The sequence below is a fragment of the Bordetella sp. 2513F2 genome, assembly GCF_054642735.1.
Genome location: NZ_CM137755.1, coordinates 558,080 through 575,798 on the forward strand (window position 1 = coordinate 558,080; position 17,719 = coordinate 575,798).

Here is a 17,719-nt window from a genome sequence, read left to right on the forward strand (position 1 = left end):
GGCGGACGAATTTTAGATTGAGTAATAGGTGGAAATATTAAGACATATTCGACCTGCGCGGCATGACTACGGGGTTTACCCTTGGTCGGACGACTGAGCGCCAGCGAAAAGGCCCGCGGCGCGAGCCGCGGGCCTCCAGGGCTGGCAGAGGCGCAGCCGGCGTCAGCGCAGGGCCGCGAAGGCCGCCTCGGCGGCTTCCAGCGTGGCGTCGATCACGCCGTCGTCGTGCGTGGCCGAGACGAAGCCCGCCTCGAACGCCGACGGCGCGAAATGCACGCCGCGCTCGAGCATGGCGTGGAAGAAGCGCTTGAACGCGCCGGTGTCGCAGGCCGACACCGCGGCGTAGCTGTCGGGCACGCTGTCGGAGAAGTACAGGCCGAACATGCCACCGATGGCGTCCGCCGAGAACGCCAGGCCGGCGGCGCGGCCGCGTTCCTGCAGGCCCTGCGCCAGGCGGGCAGTCTGTGCGGCCAGGGCTTCGTAGAAGCCGGGCTGGCCGATGAGGCGCATGGTGGCCAGTCCCGCGGCCACGGCCACGGGGTTGCCCGAGAGGGTGCCGGCCTGGTAGACGCCGCCCAGCGGCGCGATGTGCTGCATCAGGTCGGCCCGGCCGCCGAAGGCGCCCACCGGCATGCCGCCGCCGATCACCTTGGCCAGGGTGGTGAGGTCGGGCCGGATGCCGGTCAGGCCCTGCACGCCCTGCGGACCCACGCGGAAACCGGTCATGACCTCGTCGAAGATCAGCACCGCGCCATGCCGGGTGCACAGTTCCCTCAGGCCTTCCAGGAAACCCCGGGCCGGCTTGATCAGGTTCATGTTGCCCGCCACCGGCTCGACGATCACGCAGGCGATGTCGGCGCCGTATTCGTCGAAGGCGGTGTGCACCGCCTGCAGGTTGTTGTATTCCAGCGTGAGGGTGTGGGCCACGAATTCGGGCGGCACGCCCGCCGAGCTGGGATTGCCGAAAGTCAGCAGGCCCGACCCGGCCTTGACCAGCAGGCTGTCGGAATGGCCGTGGTAGCAGCCTTCGAATTTCACGATCTTGGCGCGGCCGGTGGCGCCGCGGGCCAGGCGGATGGCCGTCATGGTGGCTTCGGTGCCCGAGCTCACCAGGCGCACCTGCTCCAGCGAGGGCAGGCGCTCGATCAGCAGCTCGGCCAGCTCGACCTCCGCCTCGGTGGGCGCGCCGAACGACAGGCCGCCGGTGGCGGCGCGCTGCACCGCCTCGACCACCTCGGGATGGGCATGGCCCAGGATGGCCGGGCCCCAGGAGCCCACGTAGTCGATGTAGCGGGTGCCTTCGGCGTCCCAGACATACGGCCCCTGGGCCCGTTCGATGAAGCGCGGGGTGCCGCCGACGGAGCGGAAAGCGCGCACCGGCGAGTTGACGCCGCCGGGGATGCTGCGGCAGGCGCGTTCGAAGAGTTCGGCGTTTCGGGACATGGCGTTTCAGTATTGCTGCGGTTGGGAGTACGGAACGGCGCAGGCGCGGGCCGCCGCCTGTATGTCGGGGGCCTCGAACAGGCCGGTGATCACGGCGATGGCGTCGGCGCCGGCGTGCGCCGCCTCGGCGGCGTTGGCGGGCGTGATGCCGCCGATGGCCACCACGGCGGGCCGCGGCTGGCCGCGGGCCGCGGCCAGCGCGCGCGCCTCACGCAGCAGCGCCAGCGGCGCCCGGACCGCCTGGGGTTTGGTCGGGGACGGGAAGACGGCGCCGAAGGCGATGTAGTCGACGCCGGCCTCGAGGTGCCGCTGCGCCAGGGGCAATTCGTTGTAGCAGGACGCGCCCAGCAGGAAGCCGGGGCCCGCCTGGCGGCGCACTTCGGCCGGATCGGCATCCTCGCGGCCCAGGTGGGCCCCGTCGGCGCCCACCTCGAGCGCGAGCTCCCAGTGGTCGTTGACCAGGAAGGCCACGCCCAGCTCGCGGCACAGCGGCGCCAGCGCGCGCGCCTGGCTGGCCCGTTCGGCGTCCGTGGCGAGCTTGCGGCGCAGCTGCAGGCTGCGCATGCCGCCCGCCGCAGCCTCGCGCACCGCGCGCAGCAGCCGCCCGGTGTCGTCCCATTCGGGCGTGACGCCATACAGGCCGCGGGGAAAGCGCAGCGTGTCTGCCGAGGCGCCGGCCGCGGCGCTCATGGCGCGCCCACGCGGTTGGGGATGCGGCGGCCCATGCCGGCCAGGAAGCCGGCCGCCAGGGTCTGCTCGGCATGCGCCAGCGCCAGTTCGACGGCGCGCGGCATTTCCAGCCCCTGCGCCAGCATGGCTGCGGCGGCCGTGGCGGCCACCCCGCCGGTGTCGCCGCTGCGGTCGGGGGGCGACTGCCAGGGATAGGTGTGGGTCTGGCCTTCCGGGCCCACCAGCAGGTTGGCCTGGTGGCCGGGGCGGACCGGCGAACCCAGCACCAGCGCCCACTGGGCGCCGCCGCCGAGCAGCGCGTGGGCGGGGCTGGGGGCGCCGGAGGTGTCGATGCTGCCGTCGGCCTGCCATTGGGCCAGCCGCATGTGTTCGACCACGACCAGGTCGGTCTGGGGCAGGACCAGTTCCAGCGTGGCCGACAGCAGGTCCTCGGCGTCGTCCTGGGATGCTGCGTCCTGCGGCAGCTGGCCGCGCGGCCCCAGGTGCAGCACCAGCGGCACCTGGCTGTAATCGGCCGCGATCTGCGCGGCCACGCTGGCCGCCTCGGTGGAGTGCAGGCCGCCCACCTTGATGGCCTGCACCGGCATGTCTTCGAGCAGGCAGCGCGCCTGGTCGTCGAGCAGGTCGGGCGAGACCGGGTGGATCTCCTCGATGCCGGCCGTGTCCTGGACGGTGAGGGCGGTGGCGGCGGCCAGCCCGTGGCAGCCCAGGCGCGCGCAGGTCACGGCGTCGGCAGGCAGGCCGTCGGCCCCGGAAGGGTCGAACGGACCGAGGATGAGTACGAGAGGCGGAATGAGGGATGCCACGGGATGCTACGGCGCTCGGGCAGGGCAGCCGGTTCGGATCCGGGCAAGCCCTGTTGGGTTTCGGTAAGATGGCCCCATTCTAATGGATGCACTCCGGACTGGGCCCGAGCACCGGGCCCGCGGGCGCCTTGCTAGAGAGAACTATGCGTACTTGGATGTGTCTTATCTGCGGTTGGGTCTACGATGAAGAGGCCGGCCTCCCCGACGAGGGCATCGCCCCCGGCACGCGCTGGGAAGACGTGCCCCCGAACTGGGTCTGTCCCGAATGCGGGGCCCGCAAGGAAGATTTCGAGCTGATGGAGATCTGACGGCCCGCGCCGTTGGCCCATCCCCGTTGCTGGCGCATCCAGGGGGCTGCCATGACAGACGACAATACATCCCACGACGACGATCCGTCCGCCGTGCCGGCGACCGACTTCTCCAACCAGTTCCTCATGGCCATGCCGGGGCGGGTGGAAGGCGCGCTGGCCGGCACGGTGATCTACATCTGCGAGCACACCGCGCGCGGCGCCCTGGGGCTGGTCATCAACCGCCCCACCGATCTCACCCTGGCCACGCTGTTCGAGCGCATCGACCTCAAGCTCGAGATCGCGCCGGTGAAAGACGACATCGTCTTCTTCGGCGGTCCGGTCCAGACCGATCGTGGATTCGTGCTGCACGCCCCGGCCGGCGACTACACGTCCAGCATCAAGCTCGGCGAACTGGCGCTCACCACCTCGCGCGACGTGCTGCAGGCCGTGGCCGAAGGCACGGGGCCGGCGCGCATGCTGGTCACGCTGGGCTATGCGGGCTGGGGCGCCGGCCAGCTCGAGAGCGAGATGGCCCAGAACGCCTGGCTCAGCGTCAACGCCGACACCCGCATCATCTTCGACGTGCCGCCCGAGGAGCGCTATCCGGCGGCCCTCAAGCTGCTGGGCATAGACCCGGTGATGCTGGCCGGCGACGCGGGCCATGCCTGACGAGACCCTGCTGGCGTTCGACTACGGCGAGAAGAAGATCGGCATCGCCATCGGCAATACGCTGACCCGGCAGGCGCGGCCGCTCGAGATCATCGTGTCGGAAACGCGTGCCGGCCGCTTCGGGCGCATCGCGGCGCTGCTTGCCGAATGGCAGCCGCAGCGCGTGGTGGTGGGCCTGCCGCTCACCGCCGAGGGCGGCGAGCAGTTGGCCTCGGTGCGCGCGCGCCGTTTCGCCAACCAGCTGCACGGGCGCTTCGGCCTGCGCGTCGAGCTGGTGGACGAGCGGGGCAGCAGCCTCGAGGCCCAGCAGCTGCTGGGCACGAACGCGGCCGACGATGCCGTGGCCGCGGCGGTGATCCTGCAGCGCTACCTCGACGCGCTGTCCGTGCCGGGCAGCGCCGCGGGGCAGGCGGTATGATGCTGCCCGGCTGCACGCCTGCCATCCGGCCGGGTGCCGGCCGTGTTGCGGAGACCCCGATTTGAATCTGCTGCGTTTCTTGCTGCGGGCATTGCTGGTCGTGCCCCTGATCGCGTTCGGCCTGTTCTGCGTGGGCGTCGTCTATCCTTTCCTGGCATGGCCGAAGCGTGCGGCGCTGAACCGGGCCTGGTCGCGGGTGCTGATGCGCGCCTGCGGCGTGCGCGTGCGCGTGTCCGGCGAGCCGGTGCGGCAGGGGCCGGTGCTCTGGGTGGCCAACCACGTCTCGTGGATCGATATCTTCGTGGTGAATTCCGTGCGGGCCGCGGCCTTCGTGGCCAAGGCCGAGATCCGCCACTGGCCGGTCGTCGGCTGGCTCGCGCTCGGCGCCGGGACCCTCTTCATCGACCGCACCCAGCGCCATGCCGTGCACGAGACCGGCAATTCCATCCAGCGCTGTTTCGATGCAGGCGTGGCCGTGGGGCTGTTCCCCGAGGGCACGACCAGCGACGGCACGGCCACGCGGCCGTTCCACGCCAGCCTGTTCGAGCCGGCGCGCAGCGCCGGCGTGGACATACAGCCCATCGCGCTGCGCTTCCTGCACCATGGCCGGCGCAGCGGCTATGCGGCCTTCGTCGGCGAGGAATCTCTGGTGGCGAATCTGTGGCGCGTGCTGGGCGCCACCGGACTGGCGGTGGAGGTGGTGTTCCTGCCTCCCATCCCGACGCGCGCCGCACCGGGCGGCGGGGCGCCCACCCGGCTCGAACTCGCGCACCAGGCGCGCGTGGCCATCGCCGCGCAGTTGTAGCGGCCTGCGGCTATTTGCCGCCCGGGTCCCGGAAGCCTTCGCAGCGGACCTGCACCAGCTTGCGGTCCTGCAGCCGCACCGCAGTGAGGGCGCCGCCCCAGACGCAGCCGGAGTCCAGGCAGATCACGTCGGGCCGCAGCAGCAGGCCCAGGGTGGACCAGTGGCCGAACACCACGGTCACGTTCGTCGTGGCGCGCTTGGGCACGTCGAACCAGGGGATCAGCCCCGCCGGCCATGCGCCGGGAGCCACCTTGGTGTCGAACTCCATGCGGCCGGCCGGCGTGCACAGGCGTATGCGCGTGAGCGCGTTGATGATGACGCGCAGGCGCTTGCCGCCCTTGTGGCCGTCTTTCCAGATGACCGGCTCGTTGCCGTACATCTTCTGCAGCGCCTTGTGCCAGTTGGGCCCGCGCAAGGCTTCCTCCACTTCCGCGGCCAGCGACAGGGTCTTGGCCACGTCCCACTTGGCCAGCACCCCGGCATGCACCATGAGGTGGTCATGCTCGAAATGCGCCAGCGGACGAAAGCGCAGCCAGTCGATCAGTTCGTCGGCGTCGGGCGCCTCGAGTATCTCGTCCAGCGTGTCCGACTTCGACGGCTTGCGCACGCCCGCGGCGGCGGCCAGCAGGTGGAGGTCGTGGTTGCCCAGCACGCAGGTGGCGCGGTCTTCGAGCGCCATGATGCGGCGCAGGGTGGCGAGCGACTGCGGGCCGCGGTTGACCAGGTCGCCCGCGAACCAGAAGCGCGATTGCGGCTCGCCTGCCAGCTGGGGATGCGCCAGCAGCTGCTCCAGGGGGTCGCAGCAGCCCTGCACGTCGCCGATCATCCAGATCGAGTCCTTCATGCCGGCTCCCGGTGCCACGGCCAGCGGCGGCGGGCGAAACTGGCGGCGGCATGGCGGTTTTCCATCAGCGACAGGGCTCCCAGGGCCAGCAGGAGGGCGCCCAGGTTGGGGCCGAGCGCGGTGACCCAGGGCGGCCAGCGGCTCAGCATGCCCACGTTCAGGGCCAGCTGGTTGAGCATGAAGAAGCCCACGCCCAGCAGGATCCCGACGAACACCTTGGCGCCCACGCCGCCGCGCCGCGTCTGCATGAAACTGATCGGGGCCGCGATGGTGATCATCACCAGCAGGGTGAACGGGTAGACCGCCTTGCGCCACAGCGCCACGATCTGGCGATCCGCCTGCAGCTGATTGTTCCGCAGGTATTCCACATAGTCGAGCAGGGTCACGATGGACATGCGCTCGGGCGTGAGGACCCGCGCCAGCAGCCGTTCGGGGCTGAGCGTGGTGTCGAGCACGCGCTCCGGCACCTGCGCCACCTGGGCCGGCGGGCGCGCCGGCGGCCTGGCATTGGCCAGGGCCTCGGGCGCGTGCTCGTCGATGCGCGTCTCGATGGCGTTCTGCAGCACCAGGTTGCCGTCGGCGAATACGCCGGTGGCGGCTTCGGATACCGACACCAGCTCCAGGTCGGAACGGAATTCGTACATGATCACGTCGCGCACCTGCCCGCTGGCGAGCAGGGTCTTGATGTTGATGATGCGGGTGCCGCCCTGCGAGGTGGGCTCCTTGAACCAGTAGCCGCTTTCCAGGCGGCCGCCGCCGGCCTTGCCGCGCAACACGAGATTCGCTTCGCCGCTGCGGATCTCGGCGGCCGGCGTGACGAATTCGGACAGCAGCAGCGCCAGCACCATCAGCGGCACGGTGATGAGCCAGAGCATGCTGAGCAGGCGCATGCCGCTCACGCCGGACACCCGCAGTATCACCAGTTCGTTGCGCTGGGCCAGCCCCGCCAGGGCGAGGATGGCGCCGATCAGCAGCCCGATCGGCAGCAGGTCGTACAGGCGGGTGGGCAGCGCCAGGCCCTGCATGTAGAAGAGGGCCAGCATCGAGAATTTGCCGCCGACGTTGTCCAGCTCATCGACCAGCGCGAAGAACGTGAAAAGCCCCAGCAGGGCCACGAGGACCACGGAGCAGGAGCGATAGATTTCGCGGGCCAGGTAGCGGCGGGCTGTGCGCATGAAATCGGAGGTTGCCGGGTGCGGGGTGTAAACACGAAAGCTTAACAAATCCGCGGCGGGGCCGAGCCGCGCCCCCGGGGCGCCGGACCTCAGGGAATCTCGACCAGGCGCGCGCGCCGCGCGATCGTGGCGGCGCGGGAGTTCAGGTAGCCGGTGTTGCGGTGGCGGTCGTAGTAGCGGGGGTTGGGCAGCATGGCCGCCAGGCGTGCCGCCTGGTAGGTGCTCAGGCTCGCGGCGCCGGTACGGAAATAGTGCCGCGCGGCGGCCTCGGCGCCGAACACGCCATTGCCCCATTCGGCCACGTTGAGATAGAGCTCGAGGATGCGCCGCTTGGACATCACGTGCTCGATCATGTAGGCCAGCACCAGCTCCTGGCCCTTGCGGATGTAGCTGCGCGAGCTGGACAGGAAGAGGTTCTTGGCCAGCTGCTGGGTGATGGTGGATCCGCCGCGACGGGCGCTGCGGCCCAGTTCCTCCTGGCGCTGGTTGTATTCCCAGGCCTTGCGGATGGCGTCCCATTCGACGCCGTCGTGGCCGGTGAAATTGGCATCTTCCGAGGCCACGACCGCGCGCTTGAGCGAATTGCTGATGCGGTCGTAGGGCACCCAGGTGTACTGCAGGCGGGCGTCGGGATCGTCTTCGCGCAGCCGCGACAGCTCCTGGCGCATGATGGCGCTGCTGCCGGGGTCCTGATAGGCATACCAGACCACCAGGCAGAACAGCCACAACTGGTAGAGAATCAGCAGCGAGAACACGGCCATCGCCAGGCCGGTGGTCACGCGCAGCCAGGACACGCGGCGGCCGCCGCGCCGTAGCGTCGCCATCGGCCTCATGCTTCGTCGGCCAGCAGCATGGCGCGCAGCTGGGACAGGACGGGCGCCGGATCGGGCCGGATGCCGTGCCAGATGTGGAAGCTCTCCGCCGCCTGGCCCACCAGCATGCCCAGGCCGTCGGCCGTGCGCGCCGCGCCGTCGGCCGCCGCCTGGCGCATGAAGGCCGTGGGGCGGGCGCCATACATCATGTCGTAGGCCATGGCATCGGGCGCATACAGGCCGGCGGGCAGCGCCGGCGCCAGGCCCTGCAGGCCGCTGGCGGTGGCGTTGATCACCAGGTTCCAGCCGCCCGGCCGTGCGGCTTCGGCCAGGCCGCCGGCGCTGGCCCGCGTGGATGCGGGCAGGCCGCCGGCAATCCAGTCGCGCACCAGCGCCGCCGCGCGCCCGGCGTTGCGGTTGACCACGTGGACCCGGGCGCAGCCCGCCTCGGCCAGCGGCTGGAGCGCGCCGCGCGCCGCGCCGCCCGCGCCCACGACCAGCACGTGCGCACCTTCCAGCGTGACGCCCAGGCGGAGCAGGTCGCTCACCAGCCCCACGCCGTCGGTATTGCAGCCATGCCATTCGCCGTCCTGCAGCCACAGCGTATTGACCGCGCCTGCGCGGCGCGCGCGCTCGGACAGATGGCGGGCCGCCAGGTCATAGGCCTCCTGCTTGAACGGCACGGTGACGTTCAGTCCGCTGCCGCCCGCTTCGCCGAACGCCTGCACCGTGGCCCGGAAACCATCCACCGGCGCGGGCAGCCGCTCGTAGCGCAGCGCGCGGCCGGTCTGGGCCGAGAACATGGCATGGATCTGCGGCGACTTGCTGTGGGCCACCGGGTTGCCGATCACGGCATAGCAGGGAGGAGCGGACGCCTGGGTCATGGGGCGGCGGTTTCCAGTTGGTCGTTGACGAAATGCCAGGTGCGGGTGATGACCAGCTCGTCGGTGTCGCGGGCCAGTTCCGGCGGGAAAGGCGCGAACGGCGCGGCAAGCTGCACGATGCGGCGCGCGGCCTGGTTCAGCACGGCATGGGGCGCCGGCTGGTCGATCTCGAAACCCGCCACGCTGCCGTCGGCGCGCACCGTCACGGTGGCGCGCAGGCTGCCGTAGAGGCGTCCCCGTGCGGACTCGGGATAGTGCTGGGTGCCCACGGCCTCGATGCGCCGGCTCCAGCCGTCCAGGTAGGCGGCATGGCGCGAGGCCTGCGCCGAAGGCGCCACATAGGCGCGCCGCGGCAGCGCGTTGTAGGCCTGCACGCGCTCGGCCAGCGCGGCGATGCGGGCGTTCTGCACGATGCCGGGCTGGTCGTGGACGTCCGGCCCGGGCTGCGTGGATTCCCGCCACGGATGCACCGGCGTGCGCTCCGGGGCGGCCTGGGCGCGCGCCTGCAGCTGCGTCAGCAAGCGCATCTGTTCGGCTTCGAGTTGTTCCTGGCGCTTGCGCATGGCTTCCAGCACGATGGTGCGGGCGTTCTCGCCGGTGCGGGGCAGCGGCGAGGAAGCCAGGCCCCGCTCGGCGTTGCCGCCCCCGTCGAAAGGCTGCGGGGCGATGGCCTGCGGGCGCAGCGGGGTGGATGCGCTGTGCGCGTTCAGCAGCACCACTTCGAGGGACGAGGCCGGCGCGCGCGCGGACGCCGGCGCGCCGCCGCGCCACGCCAGCACGCCGGCGTGGACCAGCAGCGAGATCGCCGTGCCGATGAGCAGGTAGTGCTGGGCCGGAGCGCCCAGCCAGCGCCAGAACCGGACAGGCAGCGAGGGAAGGGAATCGTCGCGTCGCACCCGGGCATTTTAGGGCCTGTTCGGGGCGACCGGCGTACGGCGACGGCCGTCAGGCCGTGCCGGCATACCGGCAATCCAGCTCCAGCGCCAGTTCGTCCATTCCCAGGATGTCGATCTCGACCGGCGTGCCGCGCTCCAGCTCCGGCATGCCGCCCACCCGCGTGACCAGCGGGGCGTGCGCGAGCCGCACCAGGTCGTCGCGCAGCACGTGCGCCGGAACGCGGCTGGCGCCCTGCTGGCGCAGCCAGCGCAGGCACCAGTAGCGCTCCATGGCGCCCTGGAATTCGGCCCACGCCGCATACTGCGCGTCGAAGGCCCCGATGATGGCGAACAGGTCTGCATCCTTGGGCTTGAACGGCGCCACCAGGCGCGCCGACACGCCATGCTCCACGGCCGCGATCAGCTGCCACTGGTTGACCAGGTCGACATAGCGGCGCAGCGGCGAAGTGCTCCAGGCATACTGCGGCACGCCGATGGCTTCATGCGGCAGCGCCTGGGTGCTCATCCGCACGCGCCCGGCCTGCTGGGACCGGTAGATGCCCGGCACGCCATGCTGATGCAGCAGGCCGCCCCACAGGTTGTTGGCCAGGATCATGTATTCGGCCACCATGCGGTCCAGCGGCGCGTTGCGCTGGCGCGGCACCAGCCGCACCGGCGTATCGGGATCGTCCGGGTCGCCGTCGAGGTAGAAGCTGTATTCCACCCGGGTGTTGTTCTCCGGCTTGCCCCGCACCGCCTCGCGCCGGGCCGACAGCGCCTGCGCCAGCTGCCACAGCGGCCGCAGCCAGTGCGCATAGGGCAGGGGCGCCGCCGGATCGGCCAGCGCGTCTTCCGTCACGTGGGCGTCCAGCGTGTTGTGGCGCAGGTTCTCGCGCACCACGATGCGCTCGATCCGCGTCTCGGACTCGCTGATCTCCCCGGTCTGCGGGTCGGCCGTCACATAGAGCGACAGGGCGGGCACGGCGCGTCCGGCGTCCAGCGAGAACGCCTGGATCACCGCATCGGGCTGCATGGGGATCTTGTCGCCCGGCATGTAGACGGTGGACATGCGCGCGCGCGCCAGCTTGTCGAGCTCGCTGTCGCGCGTCACCGCGAGGCCCGGCGCGGCCACGTGCACGCCCACGCGCACCCGTCCGTCGTCGAGGCAGGTCACGGACAAGGCATCGTCGATCTCGGTGGTGGTGACGTCGTCGACCGAATAGATTTCCGCCTCCGACAACGGCAGTTCGCGTTCGATCGGCGGCACCTCGACCGGCGGGAAGCCGATGCCCCGCGGGAAGTGCACGGCCAGGAAGCGCTGCTTGTGCAGGGCCAGCGCATGCGGCCAGGCGCCCAGCTCGAGCAGCAGGCGTTCCGGCGTTTTCTGCAGGCGGGCGCAGGCTGCCTCCAGCGCCTTCCAGGGCTGGGAGTTCTTGTCGGGGCGTACCAGCAGGGATTCCGCGGCCTGGGCGATGGGCTCGGGCAATTGCCCGGCCGCCATGGCGTCGACCCACTGCTGCTGCTGCTCGGCCTGCTGGCGTTTTTTCTCGATGGCCGCCAGCGCGGCGGCCAGGATGTCGGGCGGAGCCGGACGATAGCGGCCCTTGCCGCGGCGATGAAAATAGGCCGGCGCCCCATGCACCCGCATCAGCAGGGCGGCCTGCTCCACCGGCGTGGGCGCGTGGCCGTAATACTCGGCGGCCAGGGCCGGCGTGTCGAACTCCTCCTGCGGGGCGCAATCCCACAGGAACTGCAGGTCGATCTCATCGGCCGCCTCGGCGGCCTCCGCCATGAGCCGCGCCGGCTCCGGAGCCTCGAAGGTGAACAGGGCATTGGCCCGCTTGATCTTGCTGCGCTTGCCCGATTCGGATTCCACCTGCAGGCTGGCGTCCGTTTCGGACATGATGTGAGCGGCCTTGAAACTGCCGTCATCTTCGTAGAACACGTACATGGATTTATCTGTTTATGCGAGCCATCGGGCACCGGGCGGTGCGGGTGGGCCACCGGCGGGATGTGGGGATGTCAGTCTGCGGGCGCGAAGGCGAATTCCAGCACCTCGGGCATCCAGCGCGCGAAGTCCGAGAGGCCATGGTCGCTGCCCGGCACGATGCGCTGCCGGCAGCCGGCATAACGGTCGCGCATCTCGCGCCAGTCCAGGACTTCATCGCCGGTTGCCGCGATCAGGAAATAGCGGTCGAGGCGGGTAAGCTGCGGCACGTGCAGGTCGGCCAGTTCCTGCACGTATTCCGGCAGGAAGACGAACGGCGCGTCCGAATGATACATGGCATGTTCCCCCACCTGGGTGGCGAGGTCCCGCGCCGCATGCACCGCCGGATTGAGCAGCACCGCGCGGCAATCGAGGCGCTCGGCCAGCCAGGTGGCGTAGTAGCCGCCCAGGGACGAGCCCACCACCGTGAGCTGCCGGGGGCGCGACAGCGTCTGCAGCTGCGCCCGGGCCGTGTCCAGGATCAGCTCGGCGGCCGCGCGGGGGCTGGCGGGCAGCTGCGGGCAGGCCCAGTTCGCAGCGAGGCCGCGCTGCGCCATGGCCTGCGCCATCATCGTGGCCTTGAACGAGGCCGGGGCGGAACGGAACCCGTGCAGGTAGAGGATCTTGTGCGCGTCCATGGAGCGTCTCCCTCCGGCTTCAGCGCGATGCTAGGGCTTCGAGCAGCTTGCCGTGCACGCCGCCGAAGCCGCCGTTGCTCATGACCAATACGTGGTCGCCGGGCCGGGCCTCCGCCGCCACGGCAGCCACGAGCGCATCCAGGTCCTCGTGGCTGCTGGCGCGGGTGCCCAGCGGCGCCAGCACCTGGGCGGGGTCCCAGCCCAGCGCGTGCCGGCCCTCGCGCGCGCCGAAACAGTAGATGCGGTCGGCGGCCTGCAGCGCCTGCGGCAGGCGGGCGGCCATGGTGCCCAGCTTCATGGTGTTCGAGCGGGGTTCCAGCACCGCCAGGATGCGGGCCTCGCCCACCTGGCGGCGCAGGCCTTCCAGCGTGGTCTGGATGGCGGTGGGGTGGTGGGCGAAGTCGTCGTACACCGCCACTCCGCCCCGGGTGCCGCGCAGTTCCAGGCGGCGCTTCACGCCGCCGAACCGGCCCAGCGCCTCGATGCCTTCCTCGGCCGGCACGCCATAGTGCTCGGCTGCGGCCAGCGCGGCCAGCGCGTTGCGGCGGTTGTGGGCGCCCAGCAGGCGCCAGCGCACCGTGCCCAGTTCGCGGCCGTCGCGGTACACCGCGAAGGCCTCGTCGGCATCGGGCTCGCCCGCCGTCCAGGCACCGTTGGGGCCGAAGCGCACCACGGGGGTCCAGCAGCCGCGGGCCAGCACCCGGTCCAGCGCCTCGGCGTCGGTGGGAGCCACGATGCGGCCGCTGCCGGGGATGGTGCGCACCAGGTGGTGGAACTGGGTTTCGATGGCGGCCAGATCGGGGAAGATGTCCGCGTGGTCGTACTCGAGGTTGTTCAGGATGGCCGTGCGGGGCCGGTAGTGCACGAACTTCGAGCGCTTGTCGAAGAACGCGGTGTCGTACTCGTCGGCCTCGATGACGAAAGGAGCCGCCGATGCGCGCGCCGCCGGGTCGTAGTGGGCGGAGACGCGCAGATCCGGCGCCACGCCGCCGATCAGGAAGTTGGGCTGGCGGCCCGTGGCCTGCAGTATCCAGGCCAGCATGGCGCTGGTGGTGGTCTTGCCGTGCGTGCCGGCGACGGCGAGCACGTGGTTGCCGGGCAGCACGTGCTCGCCCAGCCACTGCGGGCCGGACACATAGCGCGCGCCGCTGTCCAGGATGGCTTCCATGAGCGGGTTGCCGCGCGTCACCACATTGCCCACCACGTACAGGTCGGGCCGCAGGGCGGTCTGGTCGGCGTCGAAGCCCTCGATCAGGGCAATGCCCTGCTCGGACAGCTGGGTGCTCATGGGTGGATAGACGCCGGCGTCGCAGCCGGTGACCTTGTGTCCGGCGGCCCGCGCGATCAGCGCCAGGCCACCCATGAAAGTGCCGCAGATTCCCAGTATGTGCAGGTGCATGAGTGATGATCTCCTGGCCCGCATTGTAGAGGGAGTGGCGCGGCGCGCCGCCCGGCTGCAGGCCGGTTATCATCGCGCCATGGATCGCCGATATTTCCTCTACGGAGCCGTTGCCGTCGCCGCCGTGGCGGCGGGTGGCCATTACGCCGCGGGCAGGCGGGGCAGCGAGCCCGCCGGCGCGAACGACGCCGCTGCCGTGGCCGGGCTCATGCGCGCCTCGTTCCCGGACCTGCAGGGCAGGCCGCAAAGCCTGTCCGCCTGGCAGGGGCGGCCCCTGGTGGTGAACTTCTGGGCCACCTGGTGCGCGCCCTGCGTGAAGGAGATGCCCGAGCTGGAGGCATTGCACAAAAAATATCCCAAGGCGCAGTTCGTGGGCATGGGTATCGATACTGTGGAGAAAATGCAGGAATTCACCCGCAAAGTCCCGGTTTCCTATCCGCTGCTGGTCATGGGCGCCGGCGCCATCGATACTTTGCGCGGGCTCGGAAATCCTGCAGGCGGACTGCCTTTTACATTGGTTTTGAATGCAGATGGCAGCATACGGCGCAGGATTCTCGGGCAGATCGATCCCGCCGACCTGGAACGCACGGTGGCCGAACTCGCTGCCTCGGCGTGAGTTGGACAAATACCGTAATTTGGCGTAAAAACGCGGTTTATCTATCGTTTTGCCAACATTTTTGGCAGCCCATGGCGCAACGCATTCTTGTATTGCATGGCCCCAACCTGAACCTCCTCGGCAAGCGCGAACCCGGCATCTACGGCAGCCGCACGCTGGCGCAGATCGACGAAGGGCTCGCCGACCTGGCGGCGGAGTTGGGCGTGGCGCTGACGGCGTGGCAAAGCAATCACGAGGGCGCGCTCGTCGATCGCATCCAGGCGGCCGCCTCGGATGGAACCGACTTCATCATCATCAATGCGGGTGCCTACACGCATACCAGCGTGGCGGTGCGCGATGCGCTTGCCGGCGTGGCCATCCCATTTATTGAAGTACATTTGTCTAACCTTTTTAAGCGCGAGCCGTTCCGGCACCACTCGTACCTGTCCGACATCGCCACGGGCCTGATCAGCGGCCTCGGGCCGGATGGCTACGAGGCCGCCCTGCGTTACGCGGCCCGGCACTGAGCGCCCGTCCCTACCGTTTTCAACTCTTTCAGTACATGGCCCAGGCCCGGCCTACGGGCGCAGCCAACATTAATCGGGAAGCAGCTTCTATGGACCTCCGAAAACTCAAGACCCTGATCGACCTGGTGGCGGAATCGGGCATCGCCGAACTCGAGATCACCGAAGGCGAGGGTAAGGTTCGCATCGTCAAGTTCTCGCAAACCGTGCAGCCCGTGGCCTACCAGGTGCCCGAGTCGGCTCCCGCCCCGGCGCCGGCCCCGGCAGCGCCGGCTCCCGCCGCCGCGCCCGAGGCGCCGGCGCCGGTCCAGGGCCATGTGGTCAAGGCGCCCATGGTCGGCACGTTCTATCGCGCACCCAATCCGGGCGCCGCGCCCTTCGTCGACGTGGGCCAGACGGTCAAGGAAGGCGACGCGCTGTGCATCATCGAGGCCATGAAGCTGCTCAACGAGATCGAGGCCGACAAGGCCGGCGTCATCAAGGAAATCCTGGTCGAGAACGGCGAACCGGTCGAGTACGGCCAACCGCTGTTCGTCATTGGCTGATAGCACCCTATTCCTATGTTCGAGAAAATCCTGATCGCCAATCGCGGCGAGATCGCCCTGCGCATCCAGCGCGCCTGCCGTGAGCTGGGCATCAAGACCGTGGTCGTGCATTCCGAGGCCGACCGGGATGCCAAGTACGTGCGCCTGGCCGACGAGTCGGTATGCATCGGGCCGGCACCCTCGCGCGAAAGCTATCTGAACATGCCGGCCATCATCTCGGCGGCGGAGGTCACCGACGCCGAGGCGATCCATCCGGGATACGGCTTTCTTTCCGAGAACGCCGATTTCGCCGATCGCGTGGAAAAGAGCGGCTTCGTGTTCATCGGCCCGCGCCCCGAAACCATCCGCCTGATGGGCGACAAGGTCAGCGCCAAGCGCGCCATGATCGAGGCCGGCGTGCCGGTGGTACCGGGCTCGGAGGGCGCATTGCCCGAGGATACGCAGGAGATCCTGCGCATTGCCCGCGAGGTCGGCTATCCGGTCATCATCAAGGCGGCCGGCGGCGGCGGCGGCCGCGGCATGCGGGTGGTGTACACCGAGGCCGCCCTGCTCAACGCGGTCAACATGACGCGTTCCGAGGCCGGCGCGGCGTTCAACAACCCCGAGGTCTACATGGAGAAGTTCCTCGAGAACCCTCGCCATGTGGAGATCCAGATCCTCGCCGACGGCGGCCGCAACGCCGTGTGGCTGGGCGAGCGCGACTGCTCCATGCAGCGCCGCCACCAGAAGGTCATCGAGGAGGCCCCGGCCCCGGGCATCGCCCGCCGGCTGATCGAACGCATCGGCGACCGCTGCGCCGACGCATGCCGCAAGATGGGCTACCGCGGTGCGGGCACCTTCGAGTTCCTGTACGAGAACGGCGAGTTCTACTTCATCGAGATGAACACCCGCATCCAGGTGGAGCATCCCGTCACCGAACTGATCACCGGGGTCGACCTGGTCCAGCAGCAGATCCTCATCGCGGCCGGCGAGAAGTTCACGCTGCGCCAGCGCGACATCCAGTTCAAGGGCCACGCCATCGAATGCCGGATCAACGCCGAGGATCCGTTCCGCTTCGTGCCCAGCCCCGGACGCATCACCAATTGGCATACGCCGGGCGGTCCGGGCGTGCGCATCGACTCGCATGTGTTCAACGGCTACTTCGTGCCGCCCAACTACGACTCCATGATCGCCAAGGTCATCACCTACGGCGATACCCGTGAACAGGCGATCGCGCGCATGCGCATCGCACTGTCCGAAATGGTGGTGGAGGGCATCCAGACCAACATCCCGCTGCATCGCGAACTCATGCAGGACGCCCGCTTCGTCGAGGGCGGCACCAGCATCCATTATCTGGAACACAAGCTGTCGCAGCGTCCCTGAACGCTCCGCCGGCGCGTCTACACAGGAGTCATCGTCATGCGTGAACTCGTGCTCCATTGCCGCGAGGCGCAGGCCGAAGCGCTGTCGGACGCGCTCCTGGAGGCCGGCGCCTTGTCGGTCTCCGTCGAGGATGCCGACCTGGGCACCGCCGAAGAGCGTCCGCTGTTCGGCGAGCCGGGCAGCGAGCCCGAGATCCTGGCCTGGGACCGCAACCGCGTCGTCGCGCTGCTGCCCGATGGCGCCGATCCGGCCCAGCTCCTGGAGCAGGCCCTGGCCGGCGCCGCCATGGATCCGATGCTGGCCGCCGACTGGTCGCTGCGCGAGGTGCCCGATGCCGACTGGGTGCGTCTCACCCAGTCGCAGTTCGGGCCGATCCGCATCGCCGAGCGGCTCTGGATCGTGCCCAGCTGGCATCGTGACGACGCGCCTGCCGAAGTGCAGCAGCCCGGCGCGATCACCATCGAGCTCGACCCGGGGCTGGCCTTCGGCACGGGCAGCCATCCCACCACGCATCTGTGCCTGGCCTGGCTCGATGCCGAGCTGCCGCAAGGCGCCACGCTGCTCGACTATGGCTGCGGGTCCGGCATCCTGGCCATCGCGGCGCGCAAGCTCGGCGCCGGCGCCACCGTCGCGGTGGACATCGACCCGCAGGCGGTGCAGGCTACGCAGGACAACGCCCGCGTCAACCGGGTCGAGCTCCAGGCTTCGCTGCCCGACGGCCTGGCCGATGGCGTCTTCGAGGTGGTGGTGGCCAACATTCTTTCCAATCCGCTGAAGGTCCTGGCTCCCATGCTGGCCGGGCGGGTGGCGCCCGGCGGGCACCTGGTGCTGTCCGGCGTCCTCGCGCGGCAGGCCGAGGAAGTGGCTGCCGCCTATGCGCCCTGGCTCGAGATGTCGGTCTGGCGCGAGCGCGACGGCTGGGTCTGCCTCTACGGACGCCGCCCTTAGGGCGGCTGCC

Annotated in this window: 20 protein-coding genes; 9 read left to right on the top strand and 11 right to left on the bottom strand. The window is 70.0% G+C overall.

The genetic code is table 11. The features are described from left to right. Positions 1-162: 162 nt before the first annotated feature. From hemL to ACYBYQ_RS02625, 3 genes are read right to left on the bottom strand one after another with little or no spacing between them, the layout of a single operon-like run. Entirely contained in the window at positions 163-1,443 is a 1,281-nt protein-coding gene (gene hemL / locus ACYBYQ_RS02615) for a glutamate-1-semialdehyde 2,1-aminomutase (protein WP_459616842.1), read from the bottom strand. A 6-nt stretch (positions 1,444-1,449) separates the two neighbouring features. Beyond that, complete coding sequence (gene thiE / locus ACYBYQ_RS02620; protein ID WP_459616843.1) at positions 1,450-2,133, bottom strand: thiamine phosphate synthase; 684 nt, start codon at positions 2,131-2,133, stop codon at positions 1,450-1,452. Next, complete coding sequence (locus tag ACYBYQ_RS02625; RefSeq protein ID WP_459616844.1) at positions 2,130-2,939, bottom strand: bifunctional hydroxymethylpyrimidine kinase/phosphomethylpyrimidine kinase; 810 nt, start codon at positions 2,937-2,939, stop codon at positions 2,130-2,132. The genes thiE and ACYBYQ_RS02625 overlap by 4 nt, the downstream gene beginning before the upstream one ends. Before the next feature lie 143 nt (positions 2,940-3,082). Between ACYBYQ_RS02625 and ACYBYQ_RS02630 the strand changes: the two genes are divergently transcribed. The 4 genes from ACYBYQ_RS02630 to ACYBYQ_RS02645 all read left to right on the top strand — a co-directional run bounded on the left by ACYBYQ_RS02630 (position 3,083) and on the right by ACYBYQ_RS02645 (position 5,121). Further along, positions 3,083-3,247, top strand: coding sequence for a rubredoxin (locus ACYBYQ_RS02630; RefSeq protein ID WP_003814980.1), 165 nt, complete (start codon positions 3,083-3,085; stop codon positions 3,245-3,247). A gap of 51 nt (positions 3,248-3,298) precedes the next feature. Next, complete coding sequence (locus ACYBYQ_RS02635) at positions 3,299-3,898, top strand: YqgE/AlgH family protein (RefSeq protein WP_459616845.1); 600 nt, start codon at positions 3,299-3,301, stop codon at positions 3,896-3,898. Further along, complete coding sequence (gene ruvX / locus ACYBYQ_RS02640; RefSeq protein ID WP_459616846.1) at positions 3,891-4,316, top strand: Holliday junction resolvase RuvX; 426 nt, start codon at positions 3,891-3,893, stop codon at positions 4,314-4,316. The genes ACYBYQ_RS02635 and ruvX overlap by 8 nt, the downstream gene beginning before the upstream one ends. Positions 4,317-4,377: 61 nt before the next feature. After that, positions 4,378-5,121, top strand: a complete 744-nt coding sequence (locus ACYBYQ_RS02645; RefSeq protein ID WP_459616847.1) for a lysophospholipid acyltransferase family protein — start codon at positions 4,378-4,380, stop codon at positions 5,119-5,121. Positions 5,122-5,131: 10 nt separating this feature from the next. On the opposite strand, the gene ACYBYQ_RS02650 is transcribed toward ACYBYQ_RS02645, so the two are convergent. From ACYBYQ_RS02650 to mpl, 8 genes are all read right to left on the bottom strand, one after another. After that, positions 5,132-5,965 carry a symmetrical bis(5'-nucleosyl)-tetraphosphatase gene (locus tag ACYBYQ_RS02650; RefSeq protein WP_459616848.1) on the bottom strand — a complete coding sequence of 278 codons (834 nt, stop codon included), beginning with the start codon at positions 5,963-5,965 and terminating at the stop codon, positions 5,132-5,134. Continuing rightward, positions 5,962-7,140 carry an LPS export ABC transporter permease LptG gene (gene lptG / locus ACYBYQ_RS02655; protein WP_459616849.1) on the bottom strand — a complete coding sequence of 393 codons (1,179 nt, stop codon included), beginning with the start codon at positions 7,138-7,140 and terminating at the stop codon, positions 5,962-5,964. Before lptG ends, ACYBYQ_RS02650 begins: the two co-directional genes overlap by 4 nt. A gap of 89 nt (positions 7,141-7,229) precedes the next feature. Next, positions 7,230-7,964: a monofunctional biosynthetic peptidoglycan transglycosylase gene (gene mtgA / locus ACYBYQ_RS02660; RefSeq protein ID WP_459616850.1), complete on the bottom strand. Its 735-nt coding sequence runs from the start codon at positions 7,962-7,964 to the stop codon at positions 7,230-7,232. 5 nt (positions 7,965-7,969) lie between these two features. Beyond that, positions 7,970-8,836: a shikimate dehydrogenase gene (gene aroE, locus ACYBYQ_RS02665; protein ID WP_459616851.1), complete on the bottom strand. Its 867-nt coding sequence runs from the start codon at positions 8,834-8,836 to the stop codon at positions 7,970-7,972. Beyond that, positions 8,833-9,732, bottom strand: coding sequence for an energy transducer TonB family protein (locus ACYBYQ_RS02670; RefSeq protein ID WP_459616852.1), 900 nt, complete (start codon positions 9,730-9,732; stop codon positions 8,833-8,835). Before ACYBYQ_RS02670 ends, aroE begins: the two co-directional genes overlap by 4 nt. Positions 9,733-9,781: 49 nt before the next feature. Further along, a complete protein-coding gene (locus ACYBYQ_RS02675) occupies positions 9,782-11,662 on the bottom strand; it encodes a ribonuclease catalytic domain-containing protein (RefSeq protein WP_459616853.1) in 1,881 nt (626 codons plus the stop codon). A 71-nt stretch (positions 11,663-11,733) separates the two neighbouring features. After that, a complete protein-coding gene (locus ACYBYQ_RS02680) occupies positions 11,734-12,336 on the bottom strand; it encodes a YqiA/YcfP family alpha/beta fold hydrolase (RefSeq protein ID WP_459616854.1) in 603 nt (200 codons plus the stop codon). Between the two features lie 19 nt (positions 12,337-12,355). After that, on the bottom strand, positions 12,356-13,735 hold the full coding sequence (gene mpl, locus ACYBYQ_RS02685; protein ID WP_459616855.1) for a UDP-N-acetylmuramate:L-alanyl-gamma-D-glutamyl-meso-diaminopimelate ligase: 1,380 nt from the start codon (positions 13,733-13,735) through the stop codon (positions 12,356-12,358). Between the two features lie 79 nt (positions 13,736-13,814). Here mpl and ACYBYQ_RS02690 point away from each other — a divergent pair, with 79 nt between their 5' ends. From ACYBYQ_RS02690 to prmA, 5 genes are all read left to right on the top strand, one after another. After that, complete coding sequence (locus tag ACYBYQ_RS02690; RefSeq protein ID WP_459618688.1) at positions 13,815-14,351, top strand: TlpA family protein disulfide reductase; 537 nt, start codon at positions 13,815-13,817, stop codon at positions 14,349-14,351. Between the two features lie 71 nt (positions 14,352-14,422). Beyond that, positions 14,423-14,857, top strand: a complete 435-nt coding sequence (aroQ, locus tag ACYBYQ_RS02695; protein WP_459616856.1) for a type II 3-dehydroquinate dehydratase — start codon at positions 14,423-14,425, stop codon at positions 14,855-14,857. Between the two features lie 89 nt (positions 14,858-14,946). Further along, the gene (gene accB, locus ACYBYQ_RS02700; protein WP_459616857.1) at positions 14,947-15,399 is read left to right on the top strand and encodes an acetyl-CoA carboxylase biotin carboxyl carrier protein; all 453 of its coding nucleotides are present in this window, start codon (positions 14,947-14,949) and stop codon (positions 15,397-15,399) included. A 15-nt stretch (positions 15,400-15,414) separates the two neighbouring features. Then, the gene (accC, locus tag ACYBYQ_RS02705; protein ID WP_459616858.1) at positions 15,415-16,761 is read left to right on the top strand and encodes an acetyl-CoA carboxylase biotin carboxylase subunit; all 1,347 of its coding nucleotides are present in this window, start codon (positions 15,415-15,417) and stop codon (positions 16,759-16,761) included. Between the two features lie 36 nt (positions 16,762-16,797). Continuing rightward, on the top strand, positions 16,798-17,709 hold the full coding sequence (prmA, locus tag ACYBYQ_RS02710; RefSeq protein WP_459616859.1) for a 50S ribosomal protein L11 methyltransferase: 912 nt from the start codon (positions 16,798-16,800) through the stop codon (positions 17,707-17,709). The last annotated feature ends 10 nt before the right edge of the window (positions 17,710-17,719 follow it).

Excerpts from the sequence above, each read along its gene's own strand:
- hemL (WP_459616842.1), bottom strand. The coding sequence starts at position 1,443 with ATGTCCCGAAACGCCGAACTCTTCGAACGCGCCTGCCGCAGCATCCCC.
- thiE (WP_459616843.1), bottom strand. The coding sequence starts at position 2,133 with ATGAGCGCCGCGGCCGGCGCCTCGGCAGACACGCTGCGCTTTCCCCGC.
- ACYBYQ_RS02630 (WP_003814980.1), top strand. The coding sequence starts at position 3,083 with ATGCGTACTTGGATGTGTCTTATCTGCGGTTGGGTCTACGATGAAGAG.
- ACYBYQ_RS02635 (WP_459616845.1), top strand. The coding sequence starts at position 3,299 with ATGACAGACGACAATACATCCCACGACGACGATCCGTCCGCCGTGCCG.
- ruvX (WP_459616846.1), top strand. The coding sequence starts at position 3,891 with ATGCCTGACGAGACCCTGCTGGCGTTCGACTACGGCGAGAAGAAGATC.
- ACYBYQ_RS02650 (WP_459616848.1), bottom strand. The coding sequence starts at position 5,965 with ATGAAGGACTCGATCTGGATGATCGGCGACGTGCAGGGCTGCTGCGAC.
- lptG (WP_459616849.1), bottom strand. The coding sequence starts at position 7,140 with ATGCGCACAGCCCGCCGCTACCTGGCCCGCGAAATCTATCGCTCCTGC.
- mtgA (WP_459616850.1), bottom strand. The coding sequence starts at position 7,964 with ATGGCGACGCTACGGCGCGGCGGCCGCCGCGTGTCCTGGCTGCGCGTG.
- aroE (WP_459616851.1), bottom strand. The coding sequence starts at position 8,836 with ATGACCCAGGCGTCCGCTCCTCCCTGCTATGCCGTGATCGGCAACCCG.
- ACYBYQ_RS02675 (WP_459616853.1), bottom strand. The coding sequence starts at position 11,662 with ATGTACGTGTTCTACGAAGATGACGGCAGTTTCAAGGCCGCTCACATC.
- ACYBYQ_RS02680 (WP_459616854.1), bottom strand. The coding sequence starts at position 12,336 with ATGGACGCGCACAAGATCCTCTACCTGCACGGGTTCCGTTCCGCCCCG.
- mpl (WP_459616855.1), bottom strand. The coding sequence starts at position 13,735 with ATGCACCTGCACATACTGGGAATCTGCGGCACTTTCATGGGTGGCCTG.
- ACYBYQ_RS02690 (WP_459618688.1), top strand. The coding sequence starts at position 13,815 with ATGGATCGCCGATATTTCCTCTACGGAGCCGTTGCCGTCGCCGCCGTG.
- aroQ (WP_459616856.1), top strand. The coding sequence starts at position 14,423 with ATGGCGCAACGCATTCTTGTATTGCATGGCCCCAACCTGAACCTCCTC.
- accB (WP_459616857.1), top strand. The coding sequence starts at position 14,947 with ATGGACCTCCGAAAACTCAAGACCCTGATCGACCTGGTGGCGGAATCG.
- accC (WP_459616858.1), top strand. The coding sequence starts at position 15,415 with ATGTTCGAGAAAATCCTGATCGCCAATCGCGGCGAGATCGCCCTGCGC.
- prmA (WP_459616859.1), top strand. The coding sequence starts at position 16,798 with ATGCGTGAACTCGTGCTCCATTGCCGCGAGGCGCAGGCCGAAGCGCTG.